Genomic DNA, 17,188 nt, shown 5'->3' with positions numbered 1-17,188 from the left:
AACTTCAGTCTTGGTCATGGTGGCGTTCCTTCGCGGGAATCAGGTGACGTGAACAATCACCAGCCTGCCATGACCGCCCCCTCTCAGCGAATTTGAAGAACTCTCAGCACACTACCTAGCTTTCATTCCACCCGCAAATTCACCCTGCGTGGATATCCGACCCGCCCCGCGAGGCAAACGCCCCTGGTTGCGGCACCTCAGCCTCACGGCGTGCCAGCGAATTGCGCAAGAGCGCGATCGTCTCGCGGCCGACGCTGGCGATCTCGCGCGGCCGGTCGACACCGACGATCATGAACTCGCTGATGCCCAGCGCCGCATAGGGCAGCAGCGACAGGGCGATCTGCGCCGGTGGTCCGGAAAGTTCGACCGCCTTGTGGCCGACGGTAGAGGCGCCACCCTCCGAGCGGACCCGGACCGGAAGCGCAAAACGCAGCTTGCCGGCGCGGCCATGCTCGGCGGCGGCGCTGCGCGCCCGTTCCATCAGCTGGCGGATCTCGTCGAGCGAACCAGCCGTGAGTTCAAACACGTCGGCATGGCGGCCGGCGACCTTGAGCGCGGTGCCGGACTGGCCACCCATGCGGATGATCACGTCGACGCCATGCGGCCCCTTGCGCGGCACATAGCCACCCTTGATGCTGTAGAATGCACCTTCATGGTCGAAGGGCCGGTCGTTCGACCACAGCCGCTTCAGCAGCACAAGATATTCGTCGATGCGCTGCCAGACCACGGTGTGGCCGACCGGACGCGTCTCGGCATCGTCGTCATCCAGCGGCTCGCTCAGCATCCTCAGCGCCAGCCGGCCGCCGCTCCTGGCATCGAGCGCCGCCAGTTGCCGCGCCGCAACGGCTGGCGCGATCACGCCGGCCCAGTGCGTCAGCACCACTTCCAGCGACGAGGTGCGGTCCAGCGCCTGGGCGGCGATGTCCATATTGGTCAACAGCCCGGCCGGGTCGTCGACGACGATGTTCTGGAAGCCGGAATCCTCGATCAGCGACAGCTTGGTCGCCGTCTCGACGAAATCATAGAAGAACGGTACGGCCGAACCGGCATCGGCGGCGTGCGTTTTACCGGGAACATGCGTGAACTCGATCGGCATTGCCATCTCCTCCATCACGTTGGATGTATGTCGCCCCCGGTTTTGAGACGACGACATGCGTAAAAACAAGCATCAGCGCCAAAGCGCGTCCGCGTTCGGTTCATCAACTCCGGTCACTCACTGAAAGCGCTAGGTCGCCACCCTTTCGGCCTGATCGGTCAGGGAATCAAGCCGAGCACGACTGCCCCGGTGAACACGAACGCAAGGGCAAAGACGAGATAGGCGAAAGCGCCGGCATAGGCCGGGCGGAAAGCCTGGCTATTGGCCAGCCTCTGGCTGGTGCGGTCCGTCTCGGCGTTCTGGATATAGGACATATCGACCTCCGTCTTGCGGATTAATCTATAAAATCAGTAGACTTTGTCGAGTGCTATTTTTTGGAGATATGTAGAATGATTTTCTCAGTATTCCTTATTATTTGGTTTGGCATTGCTGGGAGACCCTGTTGGAGACAAGCGAGCGACAAGCTTGGCCGACGTCTGCATAGGCGATAGCATCGCCATTCCGGCGTAAATGCGGATTATTTCGATCGGGAACGGGGAACAGAACATGGGTACAAGACTAGCCGGCAAGATTGCAATCATCTCGGGCGGCGCGACCGGAATGGGCGGAGCGGCCTCGGAATTGTTCGCCGCCGAAGGCGCCAAGGTGGCGATCATCGACCGCAATGGCGAGGCGGCGGCAGCCACTGCGGCGGCGATACGCGCGCGGGGACATATCGCCGAACACTGGGTGGCCGACGTCTCGGACGAGGCGCAGGTCGAGGCCGCAGTGAAGGCGGCGACTGCCAGGCTCGGCCCGGCCACGGTGTTGTTCAACCATGCCGGCACCATCGTGATAAAGCCGTTCCTGGAGACGACAGTGCAGGAATGGGACTGGCTGCATGCGGTCAATGTCCGCTCGATGTTCCTGATGACGCGCGCCGTGTTGCCGGGCATGATCGCTGCCGGTGGCGGTTCGATCGTCTGCACCTCGTCGATCTCGGCTGTGGCGGCCACACCCATGGAGGTGCTCTACGACACCACCAAGGGCGCCTGCCACATGTTCGCGCGCGCCATCGCAGTCGAATTCCGCGACCGCAACATACGCTGCAACGCCGTCTGTCCCGGCTTCATCCGCACGCCGCACGGCCTGCGCGAGGTCGCCGATCTCGGCAAGCTCGGCGTCGACGTGTCGGACGCCGCATTGGCCGCACAGCAGGGCCGCATCGGTGAGCCGGAGGAAGTGGCCAAGGCAGCGCTGTACCTCGCCAGCGATGAGTCCAGCTTCGTTAACGGGACGCATCTGTTTGTCGATAATGGTTTTACGGCGATGTGAGTATCCCAGGCTACTCGCCTTACCGCTCTTCTCGTCGAAACGGCTTCAGCAGCGCGGACGGCGCAACCGCGTTGCGTGACATCACGGCCATCGCGACGATGGTGAAAATGAAGGGCAGCATCAAGAACGCCTCATAGGGAATATGCCCGAGGCCGCTCGCCTGCATGCGCAATTGTAGCGCATCGACGAAGGCGAACAGCAGCGCCGCGCCCGCAGAGCGCCACGGGTCCCAGCGGCCGAACACGACCAGCGCGATCGCCACCCAGCCACGGCCCGACACGACACCAAAGGTGAAGGCGTTGAACTGTGCCATGGTGAGGAAGGCGCCCGCAAGCCCCATCAGCGCACCGCCGAGGATGACCGCCTGGAAGCGCGTGGCGATGACGCTGACCCCAGCGGAATCAGCGGCGCGCGGGTTCTCGCCGACCATCCGCACCGACAGCCCCCAAGGCGTGCGGTAGAGCACGAAAGCAGCGACCGGGATGGCAATGATTGCCAAGTAGACCAGCGCAAACTGGTTGAAAACCGCTGACCCCAGAACCGGAATATCCGACAGCAGCGGGATCGGCAGCGTCTGAAAACCCTTGATGCTGGGCGGCACCGATTGCTGGCCGAAGGTCAGACGGTAGAGGAAATAGGCAAGGCCCGACGAGAACAGGGTGACGCCGATGCCGCAGACATGCTGGCTGAGGCCGAGCGCCACCGTGAACAGCGCATGCAGCGCGCTCATCGCCATGCCGGTCAACACCGCGGCCAGCACCCCGAGCCACATGCTGCCGCTGAGGCTGGCGGCGGTAAAGCCGGTCATCGCGCAGAGCAGCATGATGCCTTCGATACCGAGATTGAGCACGCCGGCCCGCTCGGAGAACATCTCGCCCAGCGTGGCAAATGCCAGCGGCGTGGCGATGCGGATAATGGCGGCGAGGAAGCCGACCTGAAAAATCTGTTCGAACACCGCGCTCATAAGGCGGCACCGACGCGGCGGAAGCGATAGGCCGTGAACAGCAGCGCCACCAGCATGGCGAGCAGCGCCGTGCCCTGGATGACATCGCTGAGGAACGCCGGCACGCCGGTGGCGCGCGACATCGCTTCGGCGCCGGTCATCACGGCGGCCAGGAAGATCGCCGCCGGTACGACGCCGAGCGGATTGAGCCTGGCCAGCATGGCAACGACGATGCCGGAATAGCCATAGCCCGGCGAAATGTCGCTCATCACCTGGAAATGCACGCCGCCGACCTCGCCGACGCCGGCAAGCCCGGCCAGCGCGCCCGACAGCAGCGCCGTCGAAATCAGGACCCGCTCGACATGGATGCCGCCATAGCGGGCGGCTTCCGGGCTTTCGCCGGTGACCCTGATCCGGAAGCCGAGCGTGGTGCGCACGATCAGGAACCAGATCAACGGGGCCCCGATCAACGCGGCGATGACACCCAGATGCAGCCTTGTGCCTTCAAGCAGCACCGGAAAATTCGCCGAATCCTCGATCGGCGGCGAGATCGGATAGCCGCTGAACGAGTCCTTCCACGGCCCCTCGATCAGCGCCATTAGCGCATAGTAGATGACCGAATTGAGCAGCAGCGAGCTGACGACGTCGTCCACCTTGAATTTGACCCTGAGCGTCGCGGGCACCAGCGCTGCCGCGGCACCGGCAGCAGCGCCCGCCAGCGCCATCGACAGGATCGCCAGCGCGCCCGGCATTGGGATGGCGCCGACGAAGCAGCTGGCCACGGCACCGGCCAGCAATTGGCCCTCGGCGCCGATGTTCCAGAATTTGGCCCGGAAGGCTACGGCCACAGCCAGCCCGGTGAAGATCATCGGGGCGGCGCGCACCAGCGTTTCGGTGATGGCATAGCTGTCGCCGAACGAGGCCGACAGCATCACGCCATAGGCCTCAAGCACGCCGGCGCCGGCCAGCGCGATGAGGCCGCTGCACAGGGCAAGCGTGGCGCCGATGGCCAGCAGCGGCAAAGCGAGATTGAACCAGGCGGGGGTGGAACTGCGGGCTTCGAGGCGGAACATCAGCTATGCCCCTCCGCCGCCCAGACGGTCGCGCCGCCCCTCATCCGCCTGCCGGCACCTTCTCCCCGTATAGACACGGGGAGAAGGGATCTGGGCCCTATGGCAGCTCCCCTTTGCAGCTGTGGCGATTGGCGAAACCATGGGTGAGAGCCCCTCTCCCCGTCTCTATGCGGGGAGAGGATGCCGGCAGGCAGGTGAGGGGCAGCGCTGACGCTTAAAGTCAGCCAAAAGCGGGCAGTATTATTTGAAGTTTCTGCGAGGGACCGAGTGAGAAAGTCCATCTAGGCTCTGCCCTCCGCCCCGGTCATCAGCAGCCCAAGCCGCGCGATCGTCGCATCGGCGCTGCCCAGCGTGCCGGCGATGCGGCCCTCATACATCACCGCGATGCGGTCGCAGAGCACCAGCAGCTCTTCGAGATCCTCGCCGATGACGATGATCCCGCAGCCTTTGGCGCGCATGTCGAGGAATTTTTCGTGGATGAAGCGGGCGGCACCGATGTCGAGGCCGCGCGTCGGCTGCGAGACGATCAGCACCTTCGGGTCGAAAGCCAGTTCGCGCGCCAGCAGCGCCTTCTGCAGATTGCCGCCCGACAGCGCGCCGGCGCGGGTCATCGGCCCGGGGCACCTGATATCATAAGCCTTGATCTGTTCTTCGGCGAAAGCGCGGATAGCGTCGGGCTTGAGCAGGCCTTTGCTGCTGAACGCCTCGGTGCCGATGCGCGGCAACACCATGGAATCGGCGAGCGGCAGATTGGTGACCAGCCCGGTCGTCATACGGTCTTCCGGGATGCGGCCAAGGCCGAGCGCCTGCACCTCGCGCGGCGAGAACCGCGTAACAGGTTTGCCGGCTATCGTCATCGCGCCGGCGTCGGGCGCGTGCGTGCCGGAAATCACCTCGGCCAGCGCCCGCTGGCCATTGCCGGAGACCCCGGCAATGCCGAGGATTTCGCCCGCGCGAACGGCAAGCGATACATCGCGCAGCGGCGTCCCCGAATGCCGTGAGGTGGAAATACCGTCGAGCGTCAGCACCGCCGCGCCTGGGGTCGAAGGTCCTCTTGCCGGCGGCACGATCTCATGGCCGCACATCAGCTGCGCCATTTCTGCCGATGTCGTGTTCGCCGGATCGTCGACACGGCCGGCGACGCGGCCATGCCGCAATACGGTGCAGCGATGGGTGAGCGCCCGCACCTCGTTTAATTTGTGCGAGATGAAGATGATGCCGAGCCCCTGCGCCGCCATCGAGCGCAGCGCCGAAAACAGCCCGTCGACCTCGCCCGGCGCCAACACCGCGGTTGGCTCATCAAGGATCAACAGCCTGGCGCCGCGAAACAGCGCCTTGACGATTTCGAGCCGCTGCTGCTCGCCGACCGACAGCGCGGAGACAGGCAGGTTGGGGTCCAGCGTCAGCCCATGCTGACGGCTGATGTCGGACAACCGGGCAAGTCCGCCGGCGCGGTCGATGCGGCCGGATTTGCCGGGAATGCCAATCAGAAGGTTTTCCAGGACCGTCAGCCTTGGCGCCAAATGAAAATGCTGGTGCACCATGCCGATGCCGGCGGCCAGCGCATCGGCCGAACTGGTGATCCGCACGGTCTTGCCCTGGATAAGAATTTCGCCGGCATCCGGCGCATAGGCGCCGAACAGCACATTCATCAGCGTCGTCTTGCCGGCGCCGTTTTCGCCCAGCAGGCCGAGGATCTCACCTGGAGCGACGCTTAGATCGACAGCCTCATTCGCCTTGACGGCGCCGAAGCTCTTGGTGATGGCGCGCATTTCGATGAGAGGGGCGGACAAAGGTGCTCCTGCGGAGATACCCCTCCACCTCGAGGGGAGGGTGCCGAGCGAAGCGAGGCGGGTGGGGTCACCTCAACTGCCTCAACCTATGACTTAGCAGGATGGAGCACTTCGCGGGGGACCCCACCCGGCCCTGCGGGCCACCCTCCCCTCAAGGGGGAGGGGTACGCCGAGCTAATCCGAAACCGGCGTGTTCTCATCCACATCCACGCGGAAGTTGCCCTCCAGGATCTCGGCCTTCTTCTTCTCGACCAGATCCTTCACATCCGCCGGCAGCGTCTTGTCGAATTTATGGTAGGGCGCCAGGAACGACCCGCCCTTGGCCATGCGCGAGAAATCGCCATAGTCCTGCGCGGTGAAGACACCGGCCTTGACCAGCTTGATCGCCTGCTCGACCGTCGGATACATGTCCCAGACCGGCCCGGTTATGACCGTGTCGGGGCCGAGGCTCGACTGGTCGGACATATTGGAGATGGCGAGGATCTTCTTGTCCACCGCCGCCTCGATGACGCCGAAGCGCTCCGCATAGATGACATCGACGCCGGCATCGATCTGGGCGACGGCCGCTTCCTTGGCCTTGGGCGGATCGAAGAACGAGCCGATGAAGGCGACCTTCTTCTTGATGTTGGGATTGACCTCCTTGGCGCCGGCAAAGAAGGCGTTGACCAGCCGGTTCACTTCCGGAATGCCCATCGCCGCCACCGCGCCGATCGTGCCCGACTTCGACATCTTGCCGGCGATCATGCCGGAGAGATAGGCCGGCTCGTGGATCCAGTTGTCGAAGACGCCGAAATTGGGCTCGGCCGGGCCGGCGCCCGAGCCGAACAGCCATGCCGTCTTCGGGAACTGCTTTGCCGTGCGGCGCGATTCACGCTCGGCGGCGAAGGCGTCGCCCAGCACCAGCTGGTACCCGCCTTGCGCATATTCGCGCATGACGCGGCTGAAATCGGCGGTCTGCACCTTTTCCGACCATTTGTATTCGATGCCGAGTTCCTTCTCGGCCTTCTGCAGGGCGACGTGGATCTGGTTGTCCCACGGCTCCTCGATCGGCGTGGCGAAGATCGCCGCCACCTTCAGCTTCTTGTCCTTGGCGAGGGCTGCACCCGGCAGCATGGCTGCGGCCAGGCCAAGTGCGCCGAGTTCCAGCACGTCGCGCCGCGACAGGCCGGTCGATTGCGATTTGTTTTTCCGGTTTTCCATCTAGTGCCCCTCTGTTTGACAGCCGTGTCGAGCCGGCTGTTCCGAAATCAGACGCGGAACTATGGAACGGGTGCGGACTTTTGTCCACATGGTCAAATTTGGCGGCGTCGCTGGCAGGAGCCGGCGCTAGCGTACCGCCTTCTCGCCACCGGCTACGGTGATGACGCCGACAATGATCAGCCCGGTCAGCAACAGCCGAACGCCGGCACTGACGCCGAACGTGTTGAGCATGGTCAGAAGCAGCACCAGGAACAGCGCCGCGCCCCAGACACCGGGAACATTGGCCTTGCCGCCGGCGACCGAGGTGCCGCCGATGACGACGACGGCGATCGAGGCCAGCAGGTACTCGTTGCCGATATCGACATTGGCGCCGCGGAAATAGCCGGCGAGCAGCGCCCCGTCCATGCCGCCGAGCGCGCCCGACAGCGTGTAAGTGAGGAAGCGGGTGCGGCCGACATTGACGCCGGCAAGCCACGCGGCGCGGATGTTCTGGCCGATCGCCAGCACCGAGCGGCCATAGATCATGCGCTGCAAGGCGATGGCCGCACCGATGCTGAACAACACGGTAAGGATCGCCAGCACTGGAATGCCCAGGATTTGCCAGTTCGCAAAATCGGCAAAGCCGGGCGGCGGCTTGATCTGCAGGCCACGCCCATAGCTGATGTCGATCGACTGGATGATGAAGCTGGCCGACAGAGTGGCGATGATCGGCGGGATCCTCAGCGCCCAGATCAGGAGATAGTTGACGGCACCGATGGCGGCGCCGCAGGCGAGCGCGGCGAGCAGCCCGACCACGATCATGGAATCGCTGCCGCCCATGACCTTCATGGCGACGGCACTGGCGAGCCCGATATTGGCCGGCAGCGACAGGTCGACATTGCCTGGCCCGAGCGTGATGACGAACATTTGGCCGACGCCGACGATCACGGTGAACACGGCAAGCGAAAGTGCCGCCGTGATCATGCCGCCGCCGCCATAGCCGCCGGTGAAAGCGATGGTCGCCAGCCAGACGAACATCGCGCCGATGAACGACCAGATCCAGGGTTTGGCGACAAGCGATTTCACAAATGTCATCGCTACCTCTCCCTGCGGCTGATCAGGACGCGGGCTGCCAGCACGATGATCAGGATGGCGCCGTTGGCCGCGACCTGCCAGTCCGGCGGAATGTGCATGAAGGTGAGCAGAGGCGATGCCGCCAGCGCCAGTGTCAGCGCGCCGAGCACGGCGCCGATCGGCGACACCCGGCCGCCGACGAACTCGCCGCCGCCGAGAATGACGCCGGCGATCGCCAGCAGCGTGTAGCCATTGCCGATATTGGCGTCGGCCGAGGTGGTGATGCCGATCAGCGCCATGCCGGACAGAACGCCGAATAGGCCGGTCAGCGCAAACAGCACGATCTTGGTTCGAAGCAGCGACCAGCCAGCGCGCCTGAGCGCCGCCGGATTGCCGCCGGATCCCCGCAGGATGACGCCATAGGAGGTGCGCATCAGCCCAAAATGCACCACCGCTGCGATCGCCAGCGCGGCGATGATAGGGAACGGAATGAAGGGCGGCTTGAAGGCCATCAGCGACAAGAGCCAGTCCGGCGCCTTGCCACCGGGCTTGGGCAGCACCAGAATGGCAAGCCCCTGCCAGACGAAGCTCATGCCCAGCGTCACCACGATCGACGGCAGATTGCGCAGATGGATCAGTGCGCCGAGCAGCGCATAAACGCCTATGGAGCCGAGCAGGATGATCACGCCGAGCAGCGGCGCGTCCTTCAGCCAGGTCGCGGTGACGCAGCCGACAAAGCCGACAAAGGTGCCGATCGACAGATCGAGCTCATTACCGGCGATGACGAACATCTGGGCGATCGTCGCCAGCGCGATCGGAATAGCGAGGTTCAACATCAGGCTGAAGCCGAAATAGCTGATGGCGCGTGGGTTGAGCCAGGCGATGGCGATAACCACCAGCGCCAGCGACAGCGCCGGCAACAGGCTGCGCAGCAGGCGCGCGCGGGCCGCGCTGCTGCGCGGCGAGGACGTCGGGCCGGGAGCGACTGCCGTCATCTCAGGCCGCGTCGCCGAATGAGGACTGGATGATCTTTTCCTCGGTCAGCTCGTCGCGCGTGAGATTGGCGACGATGCGGCCGTTCTTGAAGACATGGATGTGGTCGCAATTGTCGAGCTCTTCGGTCTCGGTGGTGTACCAGAGGAAGGTCCGGCCCTTGGCCGCCTCCTCGCGCACGAGATCGTAGACCTCAAGCTTGGTGCCGATGTCCACGCCGCGCATCGGATCGTCCATCAGCACGATCTGCGCATCGGAACCCAGTGCGCGGGCAAACAGCGCCTTCTGCTGGTTGCCGCCGGACAGCGAGAAGATGTTGTTGGTCATGTCAGGCGTGCGGATGCCGATCTTCTGCTTCCAAAACTCAGCAAGCTCGGCCTCGCGCTGCGGCGAGATCAGCAGCCCTTCGCGCAGCCGCGCCAGCGAGCGGATGCCGATGTTTTCGGCAATAGACCATTGCGGGAAAATGCCGTCCGATTGGCGGTCTCCGGCCACCAGCGCCACCGGGGCGGTCACCTCGATATCAAGCCTTCTACGCGTCGCGGCGGCAAAGATCGCCAGCAACAGGTCGGTCTGGCCATGGCCGGCAAGCCCGGCAAGCCCGATGATCTCGCCGGCGCGAGCGACAAGCTCCTTGCCGTCCTGCTGCCGCTCGGGCCGCGCCCGCACCCTGAGCGGGCCCGCCGCCGGCCTGGCGGCGATCTCCGCCGCGATCTTCTCGCGCGCTTCCGCGCCGCCCATGGTGGCCACCAGCCGGTCGCGGTCGAACGCTTTTGCAACGTCCGTGGCGACCACCTTGCCGTCGCGCATGACCACGATGCGGTCGGCATTCTGCAGCACCTCGCCCAGCACATGCGAGATCAGGATGCAGCTGCCCCCGGTGGCTACGAAACGGCGCACGAAGGCAAGCAGCTGGCCCGCAGTATGCGCGTCCAGCGAAGAGGTCGGCTCGTCGAGAATGACCAGGTCGAGCGGATCGCGCGTCACCGTGAAGGCGCGCGCCACCTCGACCATCTGCCGCCGGCCGATGGAGAGATCGCCGGCAATGTCGTCTGCCGAGATGCCGTGATCCGGAAAGATTTCGTCCAGCTTGGCGGCAATGAGAGCAGCCGCCTTGCGTCGCCAGCCGAAGCCGGTGAGCGCCGGATGGTTGATGCGCGTATTCTCCGCGATACTGAGGTTAGGGCAGAGCGACAGTTCCTGGAACACGCAGCGTATGCCGAGTTTCAGCGCGCGCGCCACCGAGTAGTCGGTTTCGGCATTGCCACGCACCGCGATCTCACCGCCATCGGGCTGCAGCGTACCGGCCACCATATGCATCAGCGTCGACTTGCCGGCGCCGTTGTGGCCGACCAGCCCGACGCATTCGCCTGATACAACATGGAAGTCGACGCCGTTAAGCGCCCGAACGGCGCCGAAATGTTTTTCGGCGCCGTTCAGCCTGATGATGTCCAAATGGGCGGCGCCGAAATGTTTTTCGGCGCCGCCCAGTCTGATGATGTCCGTATTGGCCTCAGGCATGCTCAACGATATCCGGTCGGTCATGCCGCTGGCAATGAATGCAATGCATCACTTGATATTGGCTTTGATCGCCGCGATTGCGTCTTCCTGACTGTATTCGTGGGTGGCGACGCCGCCCTCCTTGATTTTCGGCAGCTCGGTCTCGAAATTGTCCTGGGTAAAGGCGAGATACGGCACCAAAAGGTCATGCGGAATGTCGGTGCGGCCGTCGAGCACCTGCTGCGCCACCCAGAAGGCCAGCGACGACACGCCGGGCGCGATCGAGGCCGACCAGGTCTGGTAGCCATCCTTGTCCTTCTGCTCCTTCCACCATTTAAGCTCGTCCTGGCGGTTGCCCATGATGATGGTCGGACGCGGCTTGCCTGCGGCGGCAAAGGCTTGTGCCGCGCCATAACCGTCACCGCCCTGGTCGACGATGCCGACGATGTCGGGCAACGAAGGCAGGATCGTCGCGACCGCCTTCTGCGCCGTCGTCTGGTCCCAGTCGCCGGTCACCGAACCGACGATCTTGAACTCGGGATGGGCGGCGACGCCTTCGAGGATGCCGGCATGGATGGCATCGTCGATCGAGGTGCCGGCAAGACCGCGGATTTCCAGGAGATTGCCGCCCTTGGGCTGGAATTTGGCCATCTGCTCGACTTCCTGCTTGCCCATGTCCTTGAAGTCGACGACGACGCGGTAGGCGCAAGGTTCGGTGACCGTCCCGTCGAAGGAGACGACGACGATGCCGGCATCGCAGGCCTGCTTGATGGCGCCGTTCAGCGCATCCGGCGATGCGGCATTGATGACGATGGCGTCATAACCCTGCAGGATCAGGTTCTGCACCTGGGCAGCCTGGGTCGGCACTTCCTTGTCGGCGGTGGTGAAGATGTCGGCGGCGCCGACGATCTTATCCTCCACCGCCTTCTTGGTGACGATGCCGTAGCTGTCGAGCATCGCCTGGCGCCACGAATTGCCGGCGTAATTGTTGGAGAAGGCGATCTTCTTGCCGCTGGTGTCGGCAAGCGCCGTGCCCGAGGCGAGCATCGCCGCCAGAGCGCTCAGGACGAGCAGTTTCTTCATGTCATAATCCTCCCATGGATTGTCGGCCCCGCCGACTGTTGCTGATGGTTTTGGCGTTGGCTGCCTGTTTTTTATCTATTGTCAGACAAATGCAGATGAGCTCGCTTGTCAACTGCGATCGGTTACGCTTTGGCGATCAACTTCAGGTGCGATGATTGAAAAGCCTTCGCCTGCTGGTTTAGGGAGGGGCCCAGGAGACCATGCATGGCAGCGACGCCGCCGACCCTTCCCCCCAGTGCACCCAAAAGAATGGGCGCGCCCGGAATTCCGGCGCGCTGGACGTCAAGCGCCAAGAGCGGCGTAGGTGCCGCGCTTTCAACGGCGAGCCGCGTCTGGTTCGCGCTCAGCCATGGCATCGTCAATGAAGTCTACTATCCCGGCCTCGACAGCGCCTGCACGCGCGACATGGGACTGCTGGTCACCGGTCCCGGCGGCTGGTTTTCCGAGGAGAAGCGTGACGCCACACATGCCATCGAGCCGTTCGAGGACGGCGTGCCCGCCTACCGGCTGGTCAACGCGACGGCCTGTTACCGGGTCGAAAAGCGCATCCTGGCGGATCCGGCGCGCCCGGCCTTGCTGCAGGAAACCAGCTTCACGGCACTCGAGGGCGTGGCCACGGACTACCGCGTCTACGCCCTGCTGGCGCCGCATCTGGTCAATGCCGGCATGGGCAACACCGCCTGGATCGGCGAGCACAAGGGCAAGCCGATGCTGTTTGCGTCCGGGCGCGGCACCTGCCTGGCGCTTGCCTCCTCGCTGCCCTGGGGCGACTGCTCGGCCGGCTATGCAGGCTTTTCCGACGGCTGGCAGCAACTCAGCCGCGCCGGCCGGCTCGATCCGGCCTGCCAAAGGGCGGAGGACGGCAATGTCGCGCTGACCGGCGAGATCGGCTTTTCCTTACGCAACAGCAAAGCCTTGCTTGCGCTTGGGTTTGGGGCAACGCCGGATGAAGCGGCCGAAAAGGCCGCCGCCAGCCTGAAACGCGGTTTTGAGCCGGCGGCAAAGGCCTATGTCGCGAAATGGCGGAAATGGCAGGCAGGCCTGACGGCGCTCGACCACCATGATGCATCCGGCCTCAACACCTACCGCGTCAGCACAGCGGTGCTGGCGACACACCTGTCGCTGGCGAGGCCCGGTGCGGCCGTCGCCAGCCTGTCGATCCCCTGGGGGTTTAGCAAGGGCGACGACGACCTTGGCGGCTATCATCTGGTCTGGCCGCGCGACCTTGTGGAAACCGCGGGCGGCTTCCTCGCCGCCGGCGATCCGGCGCAGGCGCTTGAGATCCTCGCCTATCTCTGTTCCATCCAGCAGCCGGACGGCCACTGGCCACAAAATGTGTGGCTCGACGGCTCACTCTATTGGCCGGGCATCCAGATGGACGAATGCGCCTTCCCGCTGCTGCTTGCCGATGCGCTGCACCGCGCCGGCCACCTGCCGCGCGCCAAGCTCGCCGCCTTCATGCCGATGGTCGAGAAGGCCGTGTCCTATGTCGTGCGCAATGGTCCCGTCACCGGGCAGGACCGCTGGGAAGAGGATGCCGGCTACAGCCCATTCACGCTCGCCGTCGAAATATCGGCACTGCTTGGCGCCGCCGATCTGTTCGACGTAGACGGCAAACCGGAGCCGGCTAACTATTTGCGCGAGGTCGCGGATTGCTGGAACGACCAGATCGAGCGCTGGACCTATGTCAGCGGCACACCGGAGTGCCACGAGGCTGGCGTCGACGGCTACTACATCCGCATCGCGCCGGCCGACGGTTCAGGCGCCGCATCGCCGAAGGACGGCTTCGTACCGATCAAGAACCGTCCGCCGGGCGATACCGACAAGCCGGCCGAAGCGATTGTCAGCCCGGACGCGCTGGCGCTGGTCCGCTTCGGCCTCAGGGCCGCGGACGATCCGCGCATCGTCGGCACGGTCAAGATCATAGACGCGCAACTGCGCTGCGACCTGCCGCAGGGGCCTCTCTGGTATCGCTACACCAGCGACGGTTATGGCGAACACGCCGACGGCGCCCCCTTCGACGGCAACGGCCAGGGCCGGCCCTGGCCGTTGCTGGCCGGCGAACGCGCCCACTACGAGCTGGCCGCCGGTAACAAGGACAAGGCGGCAAGCCTGCTCAGGACATTCGAGGCTTCGGCTGGCGTGGGCGGTCTGCTGCCGGAACAGGTCTGGGACGGCGCCGACATACCGGAGCGCGAATTGTGGCTGGGCAAGCCGTCGGGCAGCGCCATGCCGCTGGTCTGGGCGCATTCGGAACACATCAAGCTGTTGCGCTCGCTCCGCGACGGCGCCGTCTTCGACATGCCGCCGCAAGGCGTCAAGCGCTATGTCAGGGACAAGACCGGCTCGCCGCTGAGGATATGGCGCTTCAACAACAGGCTGCGCACCATGGAAGCCGGCAAGACGCTGCGGGTTGAACTGCTGCAGCCGGCACTGATCCGCTGGAGCGGCGACCAGTGGCAGACCAGCCATGAAATCAACACGTCCGTGAATGTCTTTGGCGTCCATCTGGCGGATCTGCCGGTGGCCGATATTCCGCGAGGTAATACAATCGTCTTCACTTTTTTCTGGCCCGACGGCGACCGTTGGGAGAATGTCGACTTCACCGTCGGCATTGAGAACTAACTCGCCCACAATTTTCTTTCCTCAAGCGACTAGGACAAGACCATGCAGATTGGAATGATGGGACTGGGCCGGATGGGCGCCAACATGGTGCGCCGCCTGATGCGCGACGGCCATGAATGCGTCGTCTACGACATCAACCCGGCAAGCGTTGCCGCCCTGGTTGCCGATGGCGCCATCGGCGCCGCATCGATGGAGGAGTTCGTCGGCAAGCTTTCCAAGCCGCGCAGCGCCTGGCTGATGCTGCCGGCGGCGATCACCGGCAAGATCGCCGACCAGGTGGCAGCATTGATGGAGCCCGGCGACATCATTATCGACGGCGGCAATTCCTATTATCACGACGCTGTCGACCAGGCGGCCGAGCTTGCGGCCAAGGGCCTGCACTATGTCGATGTCGGCACCAGCGGCGGCGTCTGGGGCTTGGAGCGCGGCTATTGCCTGATGATCGGCGGCCCCGATACGGCGGTCAAACACCTCGATCCGATCTTCGCCACGCTGGCGCCCGGCGCCGATGCCGGCGCCACGCCCGACAAGGCGGGCGGAACCGCACCCTTTGGCTACCTGCATTGCGGACCGAGCGGCGCCGGTCATTTCGTCAAGATGATCCACAACGGCATCGAATATGGCGTCATGGCCGCCTACGCCGAAGGCATGAACATCCTGAAATCGGCCAATGCCGGCAAAAGACAGCGCACTGCGGACGCCGAGACCAGCCCTTTGGAAAACCCGCAATACTATCAGTTCGACATCGACCTGCCGCAGGTGGCCGAGGTCTGGCGCCATGGCAGTGTGATCGGCTCCTGGCTGCTCGACCTCACCGCCGGCGCTCTGAAGAGCGACCCGGCATTGGCCCAGTTCGGCGGCCGCGTCTCCGATTCCGGCGAAGGCCGCTGGACGCTGAAGGCGGCGATCGACACCGGCGTGCCGGCGCCGGTTCTGTCCTCGGCTTTGTTCGACCGCTTCTCCTCGCAGGGCGAATCCGAATTCGCCGACAAGCTGCTGTCGGCCATGCGCTATGCCTTTGGCGGCCATGTCGAAAAGCCGAAGGCCGGCAAGTGAAGGCCGCAGGGGAGACGCGCAAGATGAGCCCGGAACGGTCCGACACGCTGGTGCTCTTCGGAGCAACCGGCGACCTTGCCCACAAGAAGATATTTCCGGCCCTCTACCAGATGGTAGCCAAGGGGACGCTGACCGAGCCGGTGATCGGCGTCGCCTTCGATGCCTGGGACATCAACCAATTGCAGGCGCGGGCCCGCGACGGCATCGTCAACGCGCTCGGCAAGATCGACGAAAAGATCTTCGCCAAGTTCGCCAGTCTGCTGCGCTATGTCAGCGGCGACTACCGCGACGGCGCGACCTTCGAGAAGCTGAAGACGGCGCTCGGCTCGGCGCAGCGGCCTCTGCACTATATGGCGGTGCCGCCGACCATGTTCGAGACCGTCGTCCAGGGGCTGGAGCAATCCGGTACCGCGCATGGCGCGCGGCTGATGGTGGAAAAGCCGTTCGGCCACGATCTCCAATCGGCGCGCTGGCTGAACCGCGTGCTGCATCTGGTGTTCGAAGAGCAGTCGATCTTCCGCATCGATCACTATCTCGGCAAGGAGGCGATCCAGAACCTGCTCTATTTCCGCTTTGCCAATTCCTTTCTCGAGCCAATCTGGAACCGCAACTTCGTCGAAAGCGTACAGATCACCATGGCCGAGGACTTCGGCGTTGAAGGCCGTGGCAAATTCTATGACGATGTCGGCGCTATCCGGGATGTGATCGAGAACCATCTGCTCAACATCCTTTTGCTGCTCGCCATGGAACCGCCGGTCGGCCGCTCGGCCGACGATCTGATCGACGAGAAGGTGCAGGTGCTGCGCGCCATCCGCACGCTGACCAAGGACGACGTCGTGCGCGGCCAGTTCACCGGCTACCTCGCTGAACCCGGCGTGAAGCCGAACTCGCCGGTCGAAACCTTTGCCGCGGTGCGCTTCATGGTCGACACCTGGCGCTGGCAGGACGTGCCCTTCTTCATCCGCACCGGCAAGAACATGCCGGTGCATGTGACCGAAGTGATCGTGCGGCTGAAGCGGCCGCCGCTCGACGTCTTCGATCCGATCAAGCCCAGCGACGCCAATTACGTGCGCTTCCGCATCGACCCGCAGGTGGCGATCTCGATCGGCGCGCAGCGCAAGGCGCCCGGCGACGACATGGTCGGCGAGCAGGTCGAGCTCACCGCGCTGGACGATTCGAAGGGCGACATGCCGCCCTATGAGCGGCTGATCGGCGATGCCATGAACGGCAATGGCCAATTGTTCACCCGCCAGGATGCCAGCGAGCTTGCCTGGCGCATCGTCGGCCCGGTGCTGGGCGACACCACGCCGCCGCATATGTATGAGCCGAAGACCTGGGGGCCTGCCGACGCCATGGCCAGCTTCGGGCCGCCCAACGGCTGGATCAATCCGAGTTGAGCAATTCCAGGAAAAGTGCGAGCGGTCTTTCCGTCCGAAATTGGGTAAAACAAAGAGTTGGA

At 64.3% G+C, this 17,188-nt stretch carries 14 protein-coding genes; 4 read left to right on the top strand and 10 right to left on the bottom strand.

Features of this window, described 5'->3' with window-relative positions; genetic code table 11:
• Positions 1 to 139: 139 nt before the first annotated feature.
• A complete protein-coding gene (locus NKI31_RS19530) occupies positions 140 to 1,096 on the bottom strand; it encodes an LLM class flavin-dependent oxidoreductase (RefSeq protein WP_023726079.1) in 957 nt (318 codons plus the stop codon).
• Between the two features lie 158 nt (positions 1,097 to 1,254).
• Positions 1,255 to 1,410 carry a hypothetical protein gene (locus tag NKI31_RS19525; RefSeq protein ID WP_023670454.1) on the bottom strand — a complete coding sequence of 52 codons (156 nt, stop codon included), beginning with the start codon at positions 1,408 to 1,410 and terminating at the stop codon, positions 1,255 to 1,257.
• A 232-nt stretch (positions 1,411 to 1,642) separates the two neighbouring features.
• Here NKI31_RS19525 and NKI31_RS19520 point away from each other — a divergent pair, with 232 nt between their 5' ends.
• Entirely contained in the window at positions 1,643 to 2,410 is a 768-nt protein-coding gene (locus tag NKI31_RS19520) for an SDR family NAD(P)-dependent oxidoreductase (protein WP_023686096.1), read from the top strand.
• 19 nt (positions 2,411 to 2,429) lie between these two features.
• Here the strand turns inward: NKI31_RS19520 and NKI31_RS19515 are convergent, their stop codons facing one another.
• The 8 genes from NKI31_RS19515 to NKI31_RS19480 all read right to left on the bottom strand — a co-directional run bounded on the left by NKI31_RS19515 (position 2,430) and on the right by NKI31_RS19480 (position 12,048).
• Positions 2,430 to 3,374: an ABC transporter permease gene (locus NKI31_RS19515; protein WP_352652362.1), complete on the bottom strand. Its 945-nt coding sequence runs from the start codon at positions 3,372 to 3,374 to the stop codon at positions 2,430 to 2,432.
• The gene (locus NKI31_RS19510) at positions 3,371 to 4,426 is read right to left on the bottom strand and encodes an ABC transporter permease (RefSeq protein WP_352652361.1); all 1,056 of its coding nucleotides are present in this window, start codon (positions 4,424 to 4,426) and stop codon (positions 3,371 to 3,373) included. The genes NKI31_RS19515 and NKI31_RS19510 overlap by 4 nt, the downstream gene beginning before the upstream one ends.
• Positions 4,427 to 4,707: 281 nt before the next feature.
• The gene (locus tag NKI31_RS19505) at positions 4,708 to 6,219 is read right to left on the bottom strand and encodes an ABC transporter ATP-binding protein (protein WP_352652360.1); all 1,512 of its coding nucleotides are present in this window, start codon (positions 6,217 to 6,219) and stop codon (positions 4,708 to 4,710) included.
• Between the two features lie 174 nt (positions 6,220 to 6,393).
• A complete protein-coding gene (locus NKI31_RS19500) occupies positions 6,394 to 7,419 on the bottom strand; it encodes a BMP family protein (RefSeq protein ID WP_023694458.1) in 1,026 nt (341 codons plus the stop codon).
• A 126-nt stretch (positions 7,420 to 7,545) separates the two neighbouring features.
• A complete protein-coding gene (locus tag NKI31_RS19495) occupies positions 7,546 to 8,493 on the bottom strand; it encodes an ABC transporter permease (RefSeq protein WP_352652359.1) in 948 nt (315 codons plus the stop codon).
• Positions 8,494 to 8,495: 2 nt separating this feature from the next.
• Positions 8,496 to 9,467 carry an ABC transporter permease gene (locus NKI31_RS19490; RefSeq protein ID WP_023694460.1) on the bottom strand — a complete coding sequence of 324 codons (972 nt, stop codon included), beginning with the start codon at positions 9,465 to 9,467 and terminating at the stop codon, positions 8,496 to 8,498.
• 1 nt (position 9,468) lies between these two features.
• Positions 9,469 to 10,986 (bottom strand): sugar ABC transporter ATP-binding protein, encoded by a 1,518-nt coding sequence (locus tag NKI31_RS19485; RefSeq protein WP_352652358.1) that lies wholly within the window; start codon positions 10,984 to 10,986, stop codon positions 9,469 to 9,471.
• Positions 10,987 to 11,034: 48 nt separating this feature from the next.
• Positions 11,035 to 12,048, bottom strand: a complete 1,014-nt coding sequence (locus tag NKI31_RS19480; RefSeq protein WP_023683930.1) for an ABC transporter substrate-binding protein — start codon at positions 12,046 to 12,048, stop codon at positions 11,035 to 11,037.
• A gap of 204 nt (positions 12,049 to 12,252) precedes the next feature.
• On the opposite strand from NKI31_RS19480, the gene NKI31_RS19475 reads away from it, so the two are divergent.
• Genes NKI31_RS19475 through zwf form a run of 3 tightly spaced genes read left to right on the top strand, consistent with a single transcriptional unit; the run spans position 12,253 to position 17,126 of the window.
• Positions 12,253 to 14,673: a glucan 1,4-alpha-glucosidase gene (locus tag NKI31_RS19475; protein ID WP_352652357.1), complete on the top strand. Its 2,421-nt coding sequence runs from the start codon at positions 12,253 to 12,255 to the stop codon at positions 14,671 to 14,673.
• 42 nt (positions 14,674 to 14,715) lie between these two features.
• On the top strand, positions 14,716 to 15,729 hold the full coding sequence (gene gnd / locus NKI31_RS19470; RefSeq protein WP_031355699.1) for a phosphogluconate dehydrogenase (NAD(+)-dependent, decarboxylating): 1,014 nt from the start codon (positions 14,716 to 14,718) through the stop codon (positions 15,727 to 15,729).
• 23 nt (positions 15,730 to 15,752) lie between these two features.
• Complete coding sequence (zwf, locus tag NKI31_RS19465; RefSeq protein WP_023687745.1) at positions 15,753 to 17,126, top strand: glucose-6-phosphate dehydrogenase; 1,374 nt, start codon at positions 15,753 to 15,755, stop codon at positions 17,124 to 17,126.
• Positions 17,127 to 17,188: the final 62 nt, after the last annotated feature.

It is taken from the genome of Mesorhizobium sp. M0659 (assembly GCF_040320605.1).
In the GTDB taxonomy this organism is placed as follows: Bacteria; Pseudomonadota; Alphaproteobacteria; order Rhizobiales; family Rhizobiaceae; genus Mesorhizobium.
This window is presented reverse-complemented; position numbering and strand designations above follow the sequence as displayed.

Excerpts from the sequence above, each read along its gene's own strand:
- NKI31_RS19530 (WP_023726079.1), bottom strand. The coding sequence starts at position 1,096 with ATGCCGATCGAGTTCACGCATGTTCCCGGTAAAACGCACGCCGCCGAT.
- NKI31_RS19485 (WP_352652358.1), bottom strand. The coding sequence starts at position 10,986 with ATGCCTGAGGCCAATACGGACATCATCAGACTGGGCGGCGCCGAAAAA.
- zwf (WP_023687745.1), top strand. The coding sequence starts at position 15,753 with ATGAGCCCGGAACGGTCCGACACGCTGGTGCTCTTCGGAGCAACCGGC.
- NKI31_RS19490 (WP_023694460.1), bottom strand. The coding sequence starts at position 9,467 with ATGACGGCAGTCGCTCCCGGCCCGACGTCCTCGCCGCGCAGCAGCGCG.
- NKI31_RS19510 (WP_352652361.1), bottom strand. The coding sequence starts at position 4,426 with ATGTTCCGCCTCGAAGCCCGCAGTTCCACCCCCGCCTGGTTCAATCTC.
- NKI31_RS19475 (WP_352652357.1), top strand. The coding sequence starts at position 12,253 with ATGGCAGCGACGCCGCCGACCCTTCCCCCCAGTGCACCCAAAAGAATG.
- NKI31_RS19500 (WP_023694458.1), bottom strand. The coding sequence starts at position 7,419 with ATGGAAAACCGGAAAAACAAATCGCAATCGACCGGCCTGTCGCGGCGC.
- NKI31_RS19525 (WP_023670454.1), bottom strand. The coding sequence starts at position 1,410 with ATGTCCTATATCCAGAACGCCGAGACGGACCGCACCAGCCAGAGGCTG.
- NKI31_RS19495 (WP_352652359.1), bottom strand. The coding sequence starts at position 8,493 with ATGACATTTGTGAAATCGCTTGTCGCCAAACCCTGGATCTGGTCGTTC.
- NKI31_RS19520 (WP_023686096.1), top strand. The coding sequence starts at position 1,643 with ATGGGTACAAGACTAGCCGGCAAGATTGCAATCATCTCGGGCGGCGCG.
- NKI31_RS19515 (WP_352652362.1), bottom strand. The coding sequence starts at position 3,374 with ATGAGCGCGGTGTTCGAACAGATTTTTCAGGTCGGCTTCCTCGCCGCC.
- NKI31_RS19480 (WP_023683930.1), bottom strand. The coding sequence starts at position 12,048 with ATGAAGAAACTGCTCGTCCTGAGCGCTCTGGCGGCGATGCTCGCCTCG.
- gnd (WP_031355699.1), top strand. The coding sequence starts at position 14,716 with ATGCAGATTGGAATGATGGGACTGGGCCGGATGGGCGCCAACATGGTG.